Raw genomic sequence first — 16,034 nt, 5'->3', positions numbered from 1 at the left:
CCCCGGAGATCCCCATGCAGACCCGCCGCATACGCTGGCACATCGCCGTTTTCCTTGCACCTGCGGTGCTGGTTTACACGGCGGTGATGATCCTGCCCTTGTTCAACACGCTCCGCCTTGCGCTGTTTACCGAAGTCGATCAGGCGCGTGTGTATGTGGGGTTGGAGAATTTCCGAACCTTGTTCCTTGATCCGCTCTGGTCCGAGCAATTCTGGAATGCGCTGGGCAACAACTTCTGGTTCTTCCTGATCCACATGCTGGTGCAGAACCCCATCGGCATCGCTTTGGCCGCGATCCTGTCACACCCGAGGCTGCGCTTTGCCGCACTGTACCGGTCGGCCATTTTCATTCCCACGATCCTGAGCTTCGTGATCGTGGGTTTTGCCTGGAAACTGATCCTGTCTCCGCTTTGGGGGATTGCGCCCTCGATGCTGGACGCGGTTGGCTTGAAATCCCTGTTCGCGCCTTGGCTGGGCAAGGAAGAATACGCGCTGACAACTCTGGCGCTTGTCTCGGTCTGGCAATTTGTCGGCATCCCGATGATGCTGATCTATGCGGCCCTTCTATCGATCCCCGAAGAAATTCTTGAAGCCGGAGAGATCGACGGGATCACCGGAGCTTCGGCTTTCTGGAAAATAAAACTGCCGCTGATCCTGCCTTCGATCGGGATCATCTCGATCCTCACATTCGTGGGCAATTTTAACGCGTTTGACCTGATCTATGTCTCTCAGGGCGCGCTGGCGGGGCCGGATTTTTCGACCGACATCCTGGGCACTTTCATGTACCGCACGTTCTTTGGTTTCCAGCTGCAACTGGGTGATCCGTATATGGGGTCCGCCATTGCCGGCGCCATGTTCGCCATCATCCTTGTGGGTGTTTGCATTTACCTTTTCGGCATCCAGACCCGGATGCGCCGGTATCAGCTGTGAGGGCTCTGCAATGAACAAGGCACGCTCCAATCCACTGAACACCGCCGCAATGCATGGTGCGCTGATCCTTTACACTCTGATCGCGCTGTTCCCGGTTTTCGTGATCATCATCAACAGCTTCAAAACGCGCCGGGCCATCTTTCGCGAGCCGCTTGCCTTGCCTGATGCCGAAAGCTTTTCCTTGATCGGCTACCAGACGGTGATGAAGCAGGGGGATTTCTTTCTCTACTTTCAGAACTCGCTGATCGTCACCGTTGTTTCACTGGCCTTTATCCTGCTGTTCGGCGCCATGGCCGCCTTTGCCCTCAGCGAATACCGGTTCAAGGGCAACATGTTGATGGGCCTGTATCTGGCGCTTGGGATCATGATCCCGATCCGCATCGGCACCGTGGCGATCCTGGAGATGATGGTCGCCACAGGGCTTGTGAACACGCTCTGGGCCCTGATCTTCGTCTACACGGCACAGGGTTTGCCGCTGGCGGTGTTCATCCTGTCCGAGTTCATGCGCCAGGTCAGTGATGACCTGAAGAATGCAGGGCGCATCGATGGGCTTTCGGAATACACGATCTTTTTCCGGTTGGTGCTGCCTCTGGTCCGGCCTGCCATGGCGACCGTCGCCGTGTTCAACATGATCCCGATCTGGAACGATCTCTGGTTCCCCTTGATCCTGGCACCCGCTGAAGAGACCAAAACCCTGACGTTGGGCAGCCAGGTCTTCATCGGCCAGTTTGTGACCGACTGGAACGCGGTTCTGTCCGCGCTCAGCATGGCGATCCTGCCAGTTCTGGTGCTCTACGTCATCTTCTCGCGCCAGCTGATCCGTGGTATCACCTCAGGAGCTGTCAAATGACCCGGGTTCTGATCGCTGGTCTTGGCAACATGGGCCTGAGCCATGCCTTGGCCCATCATCGCCACCCCGACGCACGGATCGTGGGGCTGGTCAACCGCACAGGTCATGTAGATCACCCCGAACTGTCAGGCTATCCGGCCTATTCGGATTTTCAGGCGGCACTGGCCGAGACAAACCCAGATCTGGTCGTCGTCGCAACCTATTCCGACAGCCACGCAGACTTCGCCTGCGCCGCAATGGAAGCAGGTGCGCATGTCTTTGTTGAAAAACCACTGGCCACGACAGTTGCGGACGCCAGACGCGTGGTCGCAAAAGCAGTGGAAACCGGCCGGAAACTGGTGATCGGATATATTCTGCGGCACCACCCGTCATGGATGCGACTGATCTCGGAGGCGCGCGATCTCGGCGGGCCGTATGTCTTTCGTCTGAACCTGAACCAGCAAAGCAGCGGGGTCGAATGGGAAACCCACAAGGCCTTGATGCAGACGACATCGCCTATCGTCGATTGCGGCGTGCATTACGTCGATGTGATGTGCCAGATCACCGATTCCGATCCCGTCCGCGTGCATGGCATGGGCCTGCGGCTGAGCGATGAGATTGCCGAAGACATGTATAACTACGGCCAATTTCAGGTGATCTTCGAAGACGGCTCGGTCGGCTGGTACGAGGCTGGCTGGGGCCCGATGATGTCCGAGACTGCCTTTTTCGTGAAAGATATCGTGTCCCCCAACGGATCGGTATCAATCACCGATGGCAACAAGGGCGCATCCGCGGATATTGACGGCCACACCAAGGTTGGCGGTCTTCTGGTCCACCGCCCTGACGGCGACCGGACGATCGAAATGCCGGATGAGCCCGGCCATCAGGAACTCTGCGACGCTGAACAGGCCTATATGCTGCGCGCCATCGCCGAAGATTTCGATCTGACCCGCCACATGAACGACGCCGTGCAATCGCTGGCCATCTGCCTGGCCGCTGATGAAAGCATCCGTACTGGCCAACCCATTTCGCTGAAAGAGGCACGCACATGACCGCCCTGACGCTGCAAAACGTGAACAAATCCTTCGGCACCGTCGAGGTTCTGAAAGACATCAATATCGAGGTGGAAGACGGCGAATTCGTCGTCTTCGTCGGCCCCTCGGGGTGTGGCAAGTCCACCCTTTTGCGTGTCATCGCGGGGCTCGAGGATGTGACGTCGGGCGAAGTGCGCATCGGCGGAGAGCTCATGAATCTCACCCCGCCTTCGAAACGCGGTATCGCGATGGTGTTCCAGAGTTACGCTCTCTACCCCCACTTGAACGTGCGCAAGAACATGTCATTGGCGCTGAAACAGGAGGGCCAGAGCAGGCAGGTCATCGACGAGCGTGTCGAAAGGGCAAGCAAGATGCTGAACCTCGAACCTTACCTTGACCGGTATCCTTCCGAACTGTCCGGTGGACAGCGCCAGCGCGTCGCCATCGGTCGTGCCATCGTCCGGGAACCAAAGCTGTTCCTGTTCGACGAGCCTCTGTCCAATCTCGATGCGGCTCTGCGTATGAATACAAGGTTGGAAATTGCGAACCTGCACCGGCAGCTTGACGCTTCGATGATCTATGTGACCCACGACCAGACCGAGGCAATGACTCTTGCCGATAAAATCGTCGTTCTGCGCGACGGGTGTGTGGAACAGGTCGGCAGCCCGATGGAGCTTTACAACAATCCCGCCAACCAGTTCGTGGCCGGTTTTCTTGGGGCGCCGTCGATGAATTTCTTTCCTGCCAGCATGATCGGCGAAAGCGCAGACATTACAACGGGTATCCGGCCGGAAGACCTGTTTTTGTCTGACGACGGTCCGGTGGTCGCAAACGTCACCCATGTCGAGCATTTGGGCGGTGACACCAACGTGATTGCTATGATGCAGGATCACCAGATCACCGCGCGCCTGTTCGGGCAGCATCAGGTTGAAGCCGGTCAGAGCATCCGATTTGGATATTCTCCGGGCAGGGTCTATCGCTTCGACGCACAGGGTGCGCGTCTCGCGTGACACTCACTGACGCAGGGCTCTGGGGGCCGAAGTCAGCCGACTTTTCCATGCAGCGCCGCCTAAACACCACCGGCTATTCTGGTGTTTCGGGTGAACATGACCGGCCCGGATGATGAGGCCGCGCGGAAATCAGCGGCGCGACCCGCCAAAGCGCGATAGAACTGGCGCAATCCGGGTTCGATATCTGCGGCAAGTTGTTCGCAATGCTGACACATGCGCACGATGTCGCCCTGAGGTTTTCGGGTTCTCAATGCTGCAATCAACTTACCGTGCCGAGCAACGAGTTCCTGGAACGCGTCGGTCTTCCGCAAAGCGGAATCTCCAACCAGAACAAAAACGGGCTCTGGGTTGGCTTTGCCTTTCAGGTCAACTTGGCCTGCCTGCAAAAATGCCAGGTCATCTCGCCCGGCTTGATACGCCGCGTCTGAAACGACAATGTCATACTCGACCGTTCGACAGCATTGTTCGATCCGTGCCGAAACATTCACGACGTCTCCGATAACCGTATAGTTGAACCGTTTTTGCGATCCGATGTTGCCGACGCAGGCCTGCCCCGTGGCGATTCCGGTTGCCAGCGCTATCGGCTTTCGGTTCCGCATGATCTCGGATGCATTGAACTGTGCCAAGGCACGCCGCATCCTGAGCGCAGCAAGCCCTGCGCGGCACGGGTGGTCCGCAACAGGCAAAGGCGCGTTCCAGAACGCCATGATGGCGTCACCGATGAACTTGTCGATCGTACCACGCTCATGCAGGATCTGATCTCCGAGCTTGGAAAACAGCGCGTTCAGCAAGGATACAAGTTCCGTTGCCGACGCGGACTCGGACAGAGCGGTAAATCCCCGGATATCCGAAAACATCACGGTGATTTCCTGACTTTCTCCGCCCAATTGCAGCTGGTGGCCCGAATTCTCCATTTCATCAAGGATTTCCGGGGCCACGTAATGCGAAAAGACTTTTCGAATCTGGCGCTTTTCGCGCTCGGTCGAAACAAAAAGATACCCCGCCAGCAGACCGAAATTTGCGATGCCTCCAATCAGGGGGAAGGTGGCATCGAACAGGATGGATTGGTTTTGAAAAACCAGCCAACTGATGGCAAGAACGGCTGCGGCGGCTATGCCACCGGCGATGAAGGATGCGATGGCACCAAAGCTGGACATGACGGCAATCACCACAAGCCCCAGAAACGCAAAGGCAAGCAGTTCCTGTGCTGCGGTTATGTCAGACCGGCTGAGCATTTCCCCTGTCAGAGTCTGCTCGATCATCTGGGCGTGAATCGAAACACCGGGGACGCTTTCGCCAAGTGCCGTCTGGTGAATATCGAACAAACCGGCAGCGGAAGTTCCGATCAGGATAATTCTTCCTTCGATTTCAGATCGCAGCCCAGGGTCTTCAGTACCTTCCAGAACATCCTTGGCTGAAATGTAAAGGTCGGGGCTGTCCCGCCGGTACTTCAGCCAAAGCTCGCCATTCTCGGTTGTCGGCAAACGGTATCCGGCGATTTCGACGGCCAGCATGATGCCAGCCTCGTCAGGCGCGCCTTCCACAAAAATGCTGGTCTCACCCAGGGCGACCCTGAGTGCTTCGACGGCAAGGCTTGGCAGCGGACCGTCCGGACCGTTCCAAAGAACCGGTGCACGTCTTACGATGCCGGTCCCACCGATGGGCGAGACATTGACCCCGCCGACACCCGCCGCCGCCCGATCCAATGGTGGCGCGATCGGCGTCCAATGCGGAACCGAGATCAGCCCCTCGGCGGGGCTTTCCCCGAATTCAATGATTCCGGCCTTGGCCGCAATGGGTTCACCTTTGGCTGACAATCGCGCGGCCACGCCCAGCACCACGGGCCAGTAGGCCATTTCCATTCCAAGCAAGACATCGTTGTCCAGCTTTTCGGCATGGCGTTCCACAGTCAGTACGCCCGCCAGCGATGGATCATTCAGAAGGCGAGACGGCGAATACCGGTCAGGTTCGGCAAACAGCATGTCGAACGCAATCGTCGCGGCGCCGTAGTCACCCAGATTTTGAACCAACTGCGCAACCAAAGTGCGGGGCCAGGGCCATTGTCCAAAGCTGGCAAGCGAAGCTTCATCAATATCCACGACGCGCACGGGGAGTTCGGGATTGAACTCCCGCGGGGATAATCTTTGCAAAACGTCGAAATAGATCAGGCGCGTCATTCGAACCGGGTACGGATCCCACGCCCGGATGAAGCAACCCAAAAGGATCAGCCCCAGCCCCACGAGGCGGAAGGCCCATCGCCCGTTCCTGGATTTCCGCACCTTGTCGCTCACACCATCCTCCAGACAAATGGAACTGGAACTGCGTGTTAAACAGCAATTCCCGAGCAATTACGGATCAGTTTCTTCCCGCTCTGGTTCGTCCCGTTCGGGCTCCTCAGGTTCCGGTTCGTCCCGTTCGGGTTCCTCATGTTCAGGTTCTTCCTGCTCCGGTTCTTCTCTGTCGGGCTCTTCCTGCTCAGGTTCTTCGCGTTCGGGTTCCGCAGGGTCCGGTTCTTCTCTTGCCGGTTCATTGTTCGCGGAAGGCGAAGGTCCAGTGACCGTATTCTGCGCTTCACGTTGCTGAGGAGGGTCTCTACGGGCTTCCGACCGGTCTGTCTCGATGCGCCGTATGGGCGCTCCATCACCTGAGCACCCTTCAACGCGTACCTGCAAAGGGGGCAGCAGCCCTTCCTGAGACTGAACGAATGGAAACCCGCTTTTCAGCGCTTGTTCGTATTGCGCCTGATCGGCAGGCCGTCCAACTCCTCCGTCTCCGCTTGTTGCGAACATGCTGCATTGACGCCCCGAAGACCTGCACGCGCCCTGACTGCCGCACATGCGGACCGTACCTTGCAGGACAAGCATCGCGCTTTGCTTTTCCGACACGATCCACATGTCGAAGGTGGTGCCGCGCACGGCCATTGTCGCCGACGGAGTCCTGATCGAGTATGCTTTCTTTCGGCTTTTTCCGGAAATAAACCGAAAACTGCCACCCAAGGCCTGAACGGCAAAGCTCTTGGCTTTGCGGTTACTTCGCAGCATGGACACATCCAGCACCATGCGTGCGTTGGGGCCGATGGCAATCTTGGTGTCATCCACAAAAACGATTTGGATTACGCCAGTCTGATCAGTGCTGAGCGCGTCGCCGGACGCAACCTCCATTCCTGAATAAATGGGTTGTGCTTTTCCCGCGCGAACAACTTGGGCGCCTTGTTTGACGCTAATAATTTTTCCGATGTTGGCGATGGTCTGCGACGGTATGGCCGCAACAACGCAAAGAACCATTACAATCTTTAACAACGACAAACTCGAACCCTTTCCCCCAATGGGCTTTCAAGCACGGAAACCGCGCTGTGCTCGACGCTTGCCTCTCGAAAAGCATGTTATTATTCATATGCATTAAAAATGTAGACAAATATGCATTATTTTTCGCGCTTTTAGCAAGAATTAAGTGAAAACGACGTTCCAAATCCGCTTTGGGGGCGCTTCTGTGCAGCCTTAATCGGGCGCAGTTTCGAACCTTTTGTTGCGGCTTAAGCACCTGTTTGGAAAAAGTGCGACTTTTCAAATTAGATCCGACATCAACTTGCTGTTTGTCCAGATGCGCTGAGCAGCATTGTGTGCAGTTGAAATTCTGATTGCGCAGCGTATGTCTTGCCGTGAACGTACGTATATCAACACGCGCTGACGACCCTTTTACTTTGCCACCCTTCGCGGCTCTTTAATGTGACATGTCCCTCGGGTAGAAACGCAGATGGGCAAGCTGACGGTCGCTGCCCGATTGTTCCAGCGCTGCAACACGGAGTCTGTTCATGCTGTTTCGTCGCATTATGGTCGCGGCTATGTTTTCTGGCTGTTTGCTGTCCACAGCGCCTGCACAATCCGATTCAGCTGCACGGCTCTTTGTGGAGCTGAACTCGGCCGAGAATGTCGCCAACGCGTGCAGGTTGACGTTTCTGGTCAAGAATGAAACCGGGCAGCCGATCGACGGTGCCGTGTTCGAAACCGTCATTTTCGACACCGAAGGTGGTGTTTTGAACCTTTCACTTTTCGACTTTCGTGACTTGCCCGCCGACCGGCCCCGGGTGCGCCAGTTCGACCTTCCCAACAGAACATGTGACACAGTTGGACAAGCCTTGATCAACGGCGCGAACTCCTGCGTCGTGGATGGTTCCGAAAGTGACATATGCGACAGCACCCTCACGCTCAGCAGCAGGGTGGAAATGGAGTTGTTGGGATGAGTCCTGTAGCCGCACTACGTGAGATATTTGACCTCGGCGGGCCGGTGGTGGCGATATTGATCGCCATGTCGGTTTTGACGCTGGCCGTCACCCTCTACAAACTCTGGCAATTTGCAGCCTGCGGTGTCGGGCGGCACAAGGTGCTGTCTGAAGCTCTGGCAGCCTGGGACGCAGGAGATCACAGTGCCGCGCGCGCAAGGCTGGCGGACAGCAGCAGCTATCTTGCCCCTATTGTGGGCGCGGCGATGAACGCATCTGGTGTTCCGGGGGCCGATGACCGGCTGGATGCCGAAGCGGGTTTGGCGCTTGCCGGGCTGGAACGTGGTTTTCGTTTGCTGGACACCGTGGCGCAGCTGGCGCCTTTGCTGGGTCTTTTTGGTACGGTTCTGGGTATGATCAGTGCTTTCCAAAGCTTGCAAACCGCTGGATCATCGGTTGATCCGTCTCTTTTGGCCGGCGGGATCTGGGTGGCCCTGATCACCACGGCCGTTGGTCTGGCCGTTGCGATGCCAACGTCGATGGTTTTGTCCTGGCTTGAAAGCCGAACCGCACGCGAGCGTGTTTTTGCGGACAAGGCTTTGCGTACGGTTCTGGTTCCAGGTCATTCCATCCAAAGTACAGAGGCAGCGGCACAGGCCCCGGTCGCCCCAGAACATGCGTAACACTGCGCCTTTTGTGCGGCGGCGCATGTCGATGACACCCCTTATCGACGTGATCTTTCTGCTGTTGCTGTTTTTCATGCTGTCCTCAACGTTTTCGCGGTTCAGCGAGATCGAGTTGAGCAGCGCCGCCACAGGCGGGAATGCCGACGCAACGCCGCCCGAACGCCTTTTCGTGCAACTTGGCCCCACACGTGTTGTCCTGAACGGTCAACCCCTGTCGCTTGAGGAATTGTTCGATCAGGTCCAAGCCGGTCAGGTGTTGGTGAGCCTTGATCCGGAGACAACTGCGCAACGTCTTGTGGACCTGCTTGTCCCATTGCGTGGGCGCGAAGGTTTGACGGTCAGGGTGTTGGAGTGAGGCAATGATCCGTTACATCCGACCCGGTCGAAATCGTGATTCCACCATTCCGCTGATCAACGTCGTCTTTCTGATCCTGATCTTTTTTCTGATTACGGGTACGATTGCACCGCCATTGGATCCCGATCTGGATCTGGTGAATACAGCGGACCTTGACGGCCGCGAGCCGCCGGATGCGCTTGTTCTTCATCGGGACGGGACATTGAGCTTTCGCGGCAATCCGATCGAGGCGGAAGCTTTCATGGCCGCGCATGACTCGGGGCCTGTGCGGATCGTTCCGGACAGGAATGCGTCGGCCTCTCGATTGATGGAGATCACCAGCAGTTTGCGCCGGTTGGGTGCGCCAACCGTTTTTCTGGTGACCGAACAGGCCCTAGAATGATCAGGCGGTCCATTTCTGTTGCAATCATTGCAATTTCGATTTCCGTATTGGTACATCTGATCGGCCTGATTGTCACGGTGCCAGAGTTGTCAGATCCGGGTTCCGGGGAACCCGGTACCGACACAATCGAACTCAGCAACGCGTTCGAAGAGTTGGCCGATACCAGGATCGAACCCGTACCGCCCGCGCCGGATGAACCGCCAACCCCTCCGGTGGAACCGCGAACCCAGCCGCAGGAGGCAGAAGTTCCGACAAGTGATGCCCGCGTGGCCTCGCCGAATCCGCAAGAGACGTTCACGCCCGATACCGGGGATTCAACGATTATCCAGCCGAGGGCGCCGGATGAGGTTGTTGTGGACCCTGTAGACCAGAACCTGGAGGACGAAGGCGAAGCCGCCGAAGCCGAAGGCGCAGCGTCGGCAAGGCCTGAAGCGTTGGCCGAAACACCCGAGGTGCCTAAGGAAGAGGCGGTTGCTCCGGTTGAGCCTTCTTCTGCCGAAGAACCGGTGTCCGAGGAACAGCAACAGATCGCCGCGTTACCAGTCGAGGTGGCTCCGGTTGTTCCGGAAAACACGTCCCCACTTGAACATGTGATACCGGAAGAAGCGTCAGAACCTCTGGATAGAGACGCCGAATTGACCGTACCCGATGCAAGCGTGGACGGATCCGAACAGGCCGTAGCCACGTCATTGCGGCCTCGCCTTCCAGACCGACGCCCGCAACCCACCCTGCGGGGTGCGTTGGATCCGTCAAGCAACTTTGACGCTCTGAGATTTCCGGAACAGACGATTGAATCACCGCTGGCGACGTATCAAAGAGAGGGTGTCGACGCCTTCCGACAAAACCGGGGCGGCACACGTTCAGGCGGGCGGGGGCCGGGAAATTCAGACACCACGAACTATGCAGGTCAGGTTCTTGTTCATCTGAACAGGGCGCCAATCGTTTACGTTGCCGGTCGTGGCTATGCGCGTGTTTTTTTTCAAATTGACCCGGATGGTTCATTGGCCTGGGTTGATGTCGTCGAAAGCTCTGGCTCGCCGGAAATAGAGCGCGCAGCCAAAGAACAGGTTCGAACCGCCGCACCTTTCCCGCGCCCACCTGGGGGCGTCAGCCGGAAGCTTTCATTTTACTATCAGATAAGATGATCCGACGGGTCTTGTCAGGTGAACACGATTAGCGATCACCCTAAGGGCTTTCGCCGAATTCCCTGATTGCGCGGGTTTGCAGCTCTGAGATTAAAAATACCCTTTGGCCGATAGAATATGATATAAGAAAATGGGAATATAATAATGGCGCGATGAAATTCGCCCTCATAGCTAAGTATTCCTGAACTGGGAGGTCACTTTGTTTCGGAAATCTGCTTGCATAATCTCACTCATATTGGTCCCTGCTGTTGTTGGTGCCGACGCCGTACCCAGCGAAGATGCCGCCGAGGGATTGTTTTCTGATCAGCCCTATTCCCCTTACGCCCAACGCACATTTCCTGAACGTCCATTATGGGGGGACACTCACCTTCACACCGGGCTTTCGCTGGATGCGGGTGCTTTCGGGAACACCTTGCTGCCGGATGAGGCGTGGCGTTTCGCCAAGGGTGAGCAGGTCATTTCTTCAACGGGTCAGCCTGTAAGACTGTCACGACCATTGGATTGGATGGTTCTCACGGATCACACGGATCTGATGGGGTTCGCGCCGGATTTGCAGGCTGGCAAGCCGGGCGTTCTTTCTGATCCCAAAGGACTGGAGTGGTACAAGGGGTACAAGGCCGGCGGGGAAGAAGCCGGTAAAGCGGCTTTCGACATCATCACCAATTTTTCTCAAATGACACTGCCGGAAATCCTGTTGGAATCGTACAGCCCCGGTGCCGATGCATTTGCCTTTACCTGGGAAAGCATCGTTCTGGCGGCAGAGCGGCACAATGACCCCGGCACCTTTACCGCTTTCATCGGCTTTGAATGGACCTCGGTACCGAAAGGGTTCAACTTGCACCGTAATGTCATGCTGCGCGATGGGCCAATCAGGGCGCTTCAAATGGTGCCGCCGGTCACGCAGCCGCCTTACGGTGATACGGATCCAAAGGCGCTTTATGCCTGGCTTGAAGAGTATCAGGAAAAAACGGGGGGGCGTGCAGTTGCCTTTGCCCATAACGGGAACCTGTCGAATGGGTGGATGTTCCCAACCGAAGACACCTATCACGGCGGCAAGGTTGACGAGGAATATGTCGCGGCCCGCGCAAAATGGGAGCCCCATTACGAAGTCACCCAGATCAAGGGTGACGGTGAAGCGCATCCTTTCCTGAGCCCGGATGATGAATTTGCCGATTACGAGAACTGGGACGTCGGCAATCTGGACATAACCGAGTTGAAAACCGATGACATGCTGGCCGGAGAATACGCCCGAGAGGCATTGAAACGCGGATTGATGCTGGAAGAAAAGTTTGGCGTGAACCCCTATAAATTCGGCATGGGGGGTGCGACGGACAGCCATACCTCTCTGGCCACGGCCGAAGAAGACAACTTCTTTGGAAAATCCGTCAGCGTCGAGCCCTCAGCCTCGCGTATCAAGCATCCGTTCATAGCCAATGACCTTGGTGAAATTCCCGGCGACCTGCTTGTCGCCTCCGGATACACGGCTGTCTGGGCTACTGAGAATACACGCGCGGCGATCTTTGACGCGTTCAAGCGCCGCGAAACCTATGCAACGACCGGGCCAAGGATCGGCCTGCGGTTCTTTGGCGGATGGGATTTCAGTGAAGCTGATGTTGAAACCCGTTTTCTGGCCAATGTTGGCTATACCAAAGGGGTGCCAATGGGTTCGGACCTGCGCCCGCGCGAGGGTGAGGCTGCGCCAAGCTTCCTGATCGCCGCTCTGCGCGACCCGGTTGGTGCCAATCTTGACCGTGTTCAAGTGATAAAGGGATGGCTCGATTCTGAAGGTGCCTTGCAGGAAAAGGTCTACGACGTCGCATGGTCGGATAACCGCGAGGTCGATCAAAACGGCAAAGTCCCTGCGGTTGGAAACACTGTGGACGTGGATACTGCCAGCTGGACCAACACAATCGGAACGGCCGAACTTGTCACCGTATGGTCAGACCCGGATTTCGATCCGAATGCGCGCGCATTTTACTACGTCCGCGCCATCGAAATTCCAACGCCGCGTTGGATCCTGTATGACAAGTTGAGATATGGCATCGAATTGCCCGAGGATGCAGTGCTTACGCATCAGGAACGCGCCTATTCGTCCCCGATCTGGTACACCCCGGCAGAGTGATCCGTTCTGCGATTGGAACACAAGCCGAGTTAATGACCTTACCTCGGTGCGTCCTCCGCGTTACTGTAACACGCGGAGGGCATCATCATGCAAAACCCGACCCGATGACGCCAACATCTGAACAAACAATCTGGCCACGTTTCACGCAGGAGGCTTGATGCGAGTACTGAAAGAACCTCTGCTCCATTTTTTTTTGATTGGAGCGGCAATTTTTGTTTGGTTCCATATTGTAGCGCCGGAAAGCGAGAACGTTGAAGATATTGAGAAAATAACACTCGACCAGGATGACGTTGCGCTTTTGTCCGCTCGTTTCGAAGCGCAGTGGAAACGCCCTCCAAGCGATGCGGAACTGAAGGCTTTGGTCGACGCATCCATTCGTGAAGAGGTTCTGGTCCGGGAGGCAAGACAACTTGGTCTGGATCGCGGAGATCCCTTGATAAGGACCCGGCTGAGCCAAAAAATGGATTATCTGACCGAAGCCATTGCCACTTCCATCGTTCCGAATGACGAAGATCTGGAGGTTTTTCTTCAGGAAAACGCGGAACGCTATGCAACGCCTGTCATGGTGGCTTTTAATCAGGCCTTTCTTGGAGAGGAGCCCGGAGAGGCCGAAATCGAGAAAGCCCTGGCCACCCTGCGCGCCAAGCAAGACATCTCCGATCTGGGCGGTTCGACCTTGCTGCCGGCATCAATGCCTTTGTCCGCGACGCGGGTTGTCGAGTCGGTCTTTGGAGGAGGGTTTTCGCAAAGCATAACAGAGGTCGAAACAGGTCAGTGGACGGGTCCGATCCGGTCAGGTTACGGTATCCACCTTGTCGAGGTCGTTGCGGTCGAGCCCAGCCGAACACCGCCACTTGCTGAAATTCACAATACGGTGCTGCGGGACTGGCGCCGCGCGATGAGTGAAGATCTGGCGCAAGCGCAATATCAGTCTCTGGCCGAAAAATACGAGATTGTGGCCCCCGATCTTTCAGGCCCGGCTAAATGAGAGCTTTGATCTGCTTCCTGTTTGCGCTGCTGTTTGTGTGGCCTGCAAATTTCGCTGCTGCGCACGCGCTTGATCCGGGATTTCTGGAAATTCGTCAGATTGCCTCTGACACCTGGAGCGTTCATTGGCGAAAGCCCGACGTGAATGGCCAACCGATGGCGATTGACGCAGTTTTGCCAGATGGCTGCACTCCGGCGCGTGGCCCGGATCCCATATCCGACGGTCGAGGGTGGGTTTCGTCCTGGGTCGTCGAATGCCAGGCGGGTATCGCGGGCCAACCCATTGCCATTGAGGGCCTTGAGACTCAGAGAAACGACGTGCTGGCGCGTGTGCATCCCCAGGATGCGCAACCTATTACGTTTCGTTTTACACCGGATATCAATGTTCAAATCATACCTTCTGAACAGTCGACATGGTCAGTGTTTGCCGCATATTCCCAGTTGGGATTTGAACACATACTGGAAGGTTGGGATCACCTTCTGTTTGTCTTTGCGTTGTTTGTTCTGGTCCGCGATCCATGGAAACTTGTCGGAGCCGTAACAGCGTTCACACTTGCGCATTCAATAACCTTGGCGCTGGCAACGATGGGCGTTTTGAATGTTCCCGGACCACCGGTCGAGGCCGTTATCGCACTGTCCATCGTTTTTCTGGCGATGGAGATCGTCAAAGGTGGCGAAGGACGGTTCCGGCTTTCAAAACAGAAACCCTGGATCGTATGCTTCGGGTTCGGGCTTTTGCACGGCCTAGGTTTTGCAGGGGCATTGGCTGATATCGGGTTGCCCCCTAACGATATTCCCGCGGCATTGCTGGCCTTCAACCTCGGTGTCGAAGCCGGGCAGCTGAGTTTTATTGCTGCCTTGGCTCTTTTGATGGCGACCTGGCGGCTGATCGCGTTCCCGGTTGGCAAACATGCCACGGTCTTGACCGCGTATGGGATCGGCTCAGTGTCAATGTACTGGCTGATAGAACGCATAAGCGGTTTTTGAACCGTGGCGAAGTCGCGAGAGTTGAGCAAGATTTTGTGGATCATGACGGCGCATGTGCCTGAAATGGAATGCGGCCCGAGCCTGACCTGCTGAGCTTTTGCGCGGTTTCGATTTTGCTTCCATGAAAGGCCATGGTCACAAACAGCACAAAGCCAAGTGTTTTCAATCGACAGTGGCCGATGGCAATTCGCCGAAACACTTTTTGTAATCTTGTGAGAACTGCCCGATATGCCAAAAGCCATATCGGTTTGCGGCGTCAGAAATTGACAGATCTTTGCCTTGTTCTGCAAGCAGGCTGCGAACCCTGTTAAGGCGGAACCTTGTGTAATAGGCCTTTGGGCCGATACCGAATTTTTCGTTGAACGCGCGTTCCAATGTGCGCAATGACACACTGATATCCCCGCAGATCTCGCTGATGGGGACGTTTTCGTCCGGGGTCGCCGTCATCCGATCAATGGCCGCAGCAAGTGCCAGAGCTTTTCGGTTTATCCGCGGTTCCCTGCGATCCGCCCCGCCCCCCAAAGCGATCCGCAGTATCTCTTCGATCAAATGGGTTTCGCCCTGTTCTGACGAATTTGGGTTCGCCAACAAAGTCTGAATGTCGTTCAAAAGCGCAGCCGAGCGATCAGGTGGCGTTGCAGGTAACAAAAATGCCCGGAATTCCGTATCAGAAACTGCGATCCCCAGCTTCTCGCCTATTTTCATCGCATTCTCAGTTTCAACGGTCATCGTATATCCGCCGAACCCGCTGTCGCTGATACAGTCGAACTCATCGCCGCTGCCGAAGGACAGAAACGGTGGCGTTTCGATGCTGGTACCGTTCCAGTCCGTCAGTCTTGAATGGGTAGGGATGCCAAATGTGATGTGCCCCTTCGGAGACGCGCCGATCTGGTGCACACGCCGCGAGAAACCAAACTTCATAACGGAAATAAGCGGGCCGGATCTAACCTTGAAATCAGCCTGCATTTCGCCGTCTTCGACCTGACGGAAATCCATATCCCATTTGGATATTGCGGCGATCTGGTTCGGATCACGGAAAGTGGCCGCAAAAAACCGGGGCGCTTCGGGCGGGGCCAAGTCTAGTTTTGTCGATTTTTTGATGCGGTGCAAAATATCTCCCCTGTAGTTTGCATGAAAAGCTTAGTCGAAACATAGGAATATGTTCAAATGAAATTGCCCGATCCGCTTTCCGCGCCGAAACGTGGTCGCCCTCCGCTTCCGAAAGCAGAAGTGCGGTCGGAACGGATCGTGACCCTTCTTACACCTTCACAGCGTCACAGGCTTACGCGTCTTGCGGATTTAACCGGTCAGACACTTTCCAGTGTCGCCCACGATCTTATCGCACAGGG

The 16,034-nt window shown here is 56.2% G+C and carries 15 protein-coding genes; 12 read left to right on the top strand and 3 right to left on the bottom strand.

The genetic code is table 11. From position 1 onward, the window contains the following. Positions 1-14 precede the first annotated feature (14 nt). From I9184_RS15395 to I9184_RS15380, 4 genes are read left to right on the top strand one after another with little or no spacing between them, the layout of a single operon-like run. Positions 15-929, top strand: a complete 915-nt coding sequence (locus I9184_RS15395) for a sugar ABC transporter permease (protein ID WP_171118044.1) — start codon at positions 15-17, stop codon at positions 927-929. A 10-nt stretch (positions 930-939) separates the two neighbouring features. Beyond that, positions 940-1,779, top strand: coding sequence for a carbohydrate ABC transporter permease (locus tag I9184_RS15390; protein WP_171229417.1), 840 nt, complete (start codon positions 940-942; stop codon positions 1,777-1,779). Then, positions 1,776-2,810: a Gfo/Idh/MocA family oxidoreductase gene (locus I9184_RS15385; RefSeq protein ID WP_171724574.1), complete on the top strand. Its 1,035-nt coding sequence runs from the start codon at positions 1,776-1,778 to the stop codon at positions 2,808-2,810. The genes I9184_RS15390 and I9184_RS15385 overlap by 4 nt, the downstream gene beginning before the upstream one ends. Then, positions 2,807-3,802 (top strand): ABC transporter ATP-binding protein, encoded by a 996-nt coding sequence (locus I9184_RS15380; protein WP_171636408.1) that lies wholly within the window; start codon positions 2,807-2,809, stop codon positions 3,800-3,802. Before I9184_RS15385 ends, I9184_RS15380 begins: the two co-directional genes overlap by 4 nt. A gap of 59 nt (positions 3,803-3,861) precedes the next feature. On the opposite strand, the gene I9184_RS15375 is transcribed toward I9184_RS15380, so the two are convergent. Then, the gene (locus I9184_RS15375) at positions 3,862-6,093 is read right to left on the bottom strand and encodes an adenylate/guanylate cyclase domain-containing protein (RefSeq protein ID WP_348539539.1); all 2,232 of its coding nucleotides are present in this window, start codon (positions 6,091-6,093) and stop codon (positions 3,862-3,864) included. Positions 6,094-6,150: 57 nt separating this feature from the next. Next, complete coding sequence (locus tag I9184_RS15370; protein WP_245218155.1) at positions 6,151-6,963, bottom strand: FecR domain-containing protein; 813 nt, start codon at positions 6,961-6,963, stop codon at positions 6,151-6,153. 650 nt (positions 6,964-7,613) lie between these two features. Here I9184_RS15370 and I9184_RS15365 point away from each other — a divergent pair. The 8 genes from I9184_RS15365 (at position 7,614) to I9184_RS15330 (ending at position 14,685) form a co-directional block, all read left to right on the top strand. Further along, positions 7,614-8,042 (top strand): hypothetical protein, encoded by a 429-nt coding sequence (locus I9184_RS15365; protein WP_171636406.1) that lies wholly within the window; start codon positions 7,614-7,616, stop codon positions 8,040-8,042. Continuing rightward, positions 8,039-8,704, top strand: coding sequence for a MotA/TolQ/ExbB proton channel family protein (locus I9184_RS15360; protein ID WP_171636404.1), 666 nt, complete (start codon positions 8,039-8,041; stop codon positions 8,702-8,704). Before I9184_RS15365 ends, I9184_RS15360 begins: the two co-directional genes overlap by 4 nt. 31 nt (positions 8,705-8,735) lie before the next feature. Further along, positions 8,736-9,062, top strand: coding sequence for a biopolymer transporter ExbD (locus tag I9184_RS15355; protein ID WP_171636402.1), 327 nt, complete (start codon positions 8,736-8,738; stop codon positions 9,060-9,062). A 4-nt stretch (positions 9,063-9,066) separates the two neighbouring features. Continuing rightward, positions 9,067-9,444, top strand: coding sequence for a biopolymer transporter ExbD (locus I9184_RS15350; protein WP_152460515.1), 378 nt, complete (start codon positions 9,067-9,069; stop codon positions 9,442-9,444). After that, positions 9,441-10,589, top strand: coding sequence for an energy transducer TonB (locus I9184_RS15345; RefSeq protein ID WP_209835069.1), 1,149 nt, complete (start codon positions 9,441-9,443; stop codon positions 10,587-10,589). Before I9184_RS15350 ends, I9184_RS15345 begins: the two co-directional genes overlap by 4 nt. Positions 10,590-10,788: 199 nt before the next feature. After that, a complete protein-coding gene (locus I9184_RS15340) occupies positions 10,789-12,711 on the top strand; it encodes a DUF3604 domain-containing protein (RefSeq protein WP_209835068.1) in 1,923 nt (640 codons plus the stop codon). Positions 12,712-12,868: 157 nt separating this feature from the next. Beyond that, positions 12,869-13,699 (top strand): peptidylprolyl isomerase, encoded by an 831-nt coding sequence (locus I9184_RS15335; RefSeq protein WP_171724570.1) that lies wholly within the window; start codon positions 12,869-12,871, stop codon positions 13,697-13,699. Next, positions 13,696-14,685, top strand: a complete 990-nt coding sequence (locus I9184_RS15330; RefSeq protein WP_209835067.1) for a HupE/UreJ family protein — start codon at positions 13,696-13,698, stop codon at positions 14,683-14,685. Before I9184_RS15335 ends, I9184_RS15330 begins: the two co-directional genes overlap by 4 nt. Before the next feature lie 162 nt (positions 14,686-14,847). On the opposite strand, the gene I9184_RS15325 is transcribed toward I9184_RS15330, so the two are convergent. Then, a complete protein-coding gene (locus I9184_RS15325; protein ID WP_209835066.1) occupies positions 14,848-15,795 on the bottom strand; it encodes a helix-turn-helix domain-containing protein in 948 nt (315 codons plus the stop codon). Between the last annotated feature and the right edge of the window lie 239 nt (positions 15,796-16,034).

It is taken from the genome of Ruegeria sp. HKCCE3926 (assembly GCF_017872515.1).
Classification (GTDB): Bacteria; Pseudomonadota; Alphaproteobacteria; order Rhodobacterales; family Rhodobacteraceae; genus Ruegeria.
This window is presented reverse-complemented; position numbering and strand designations above follow the sequence as displayed.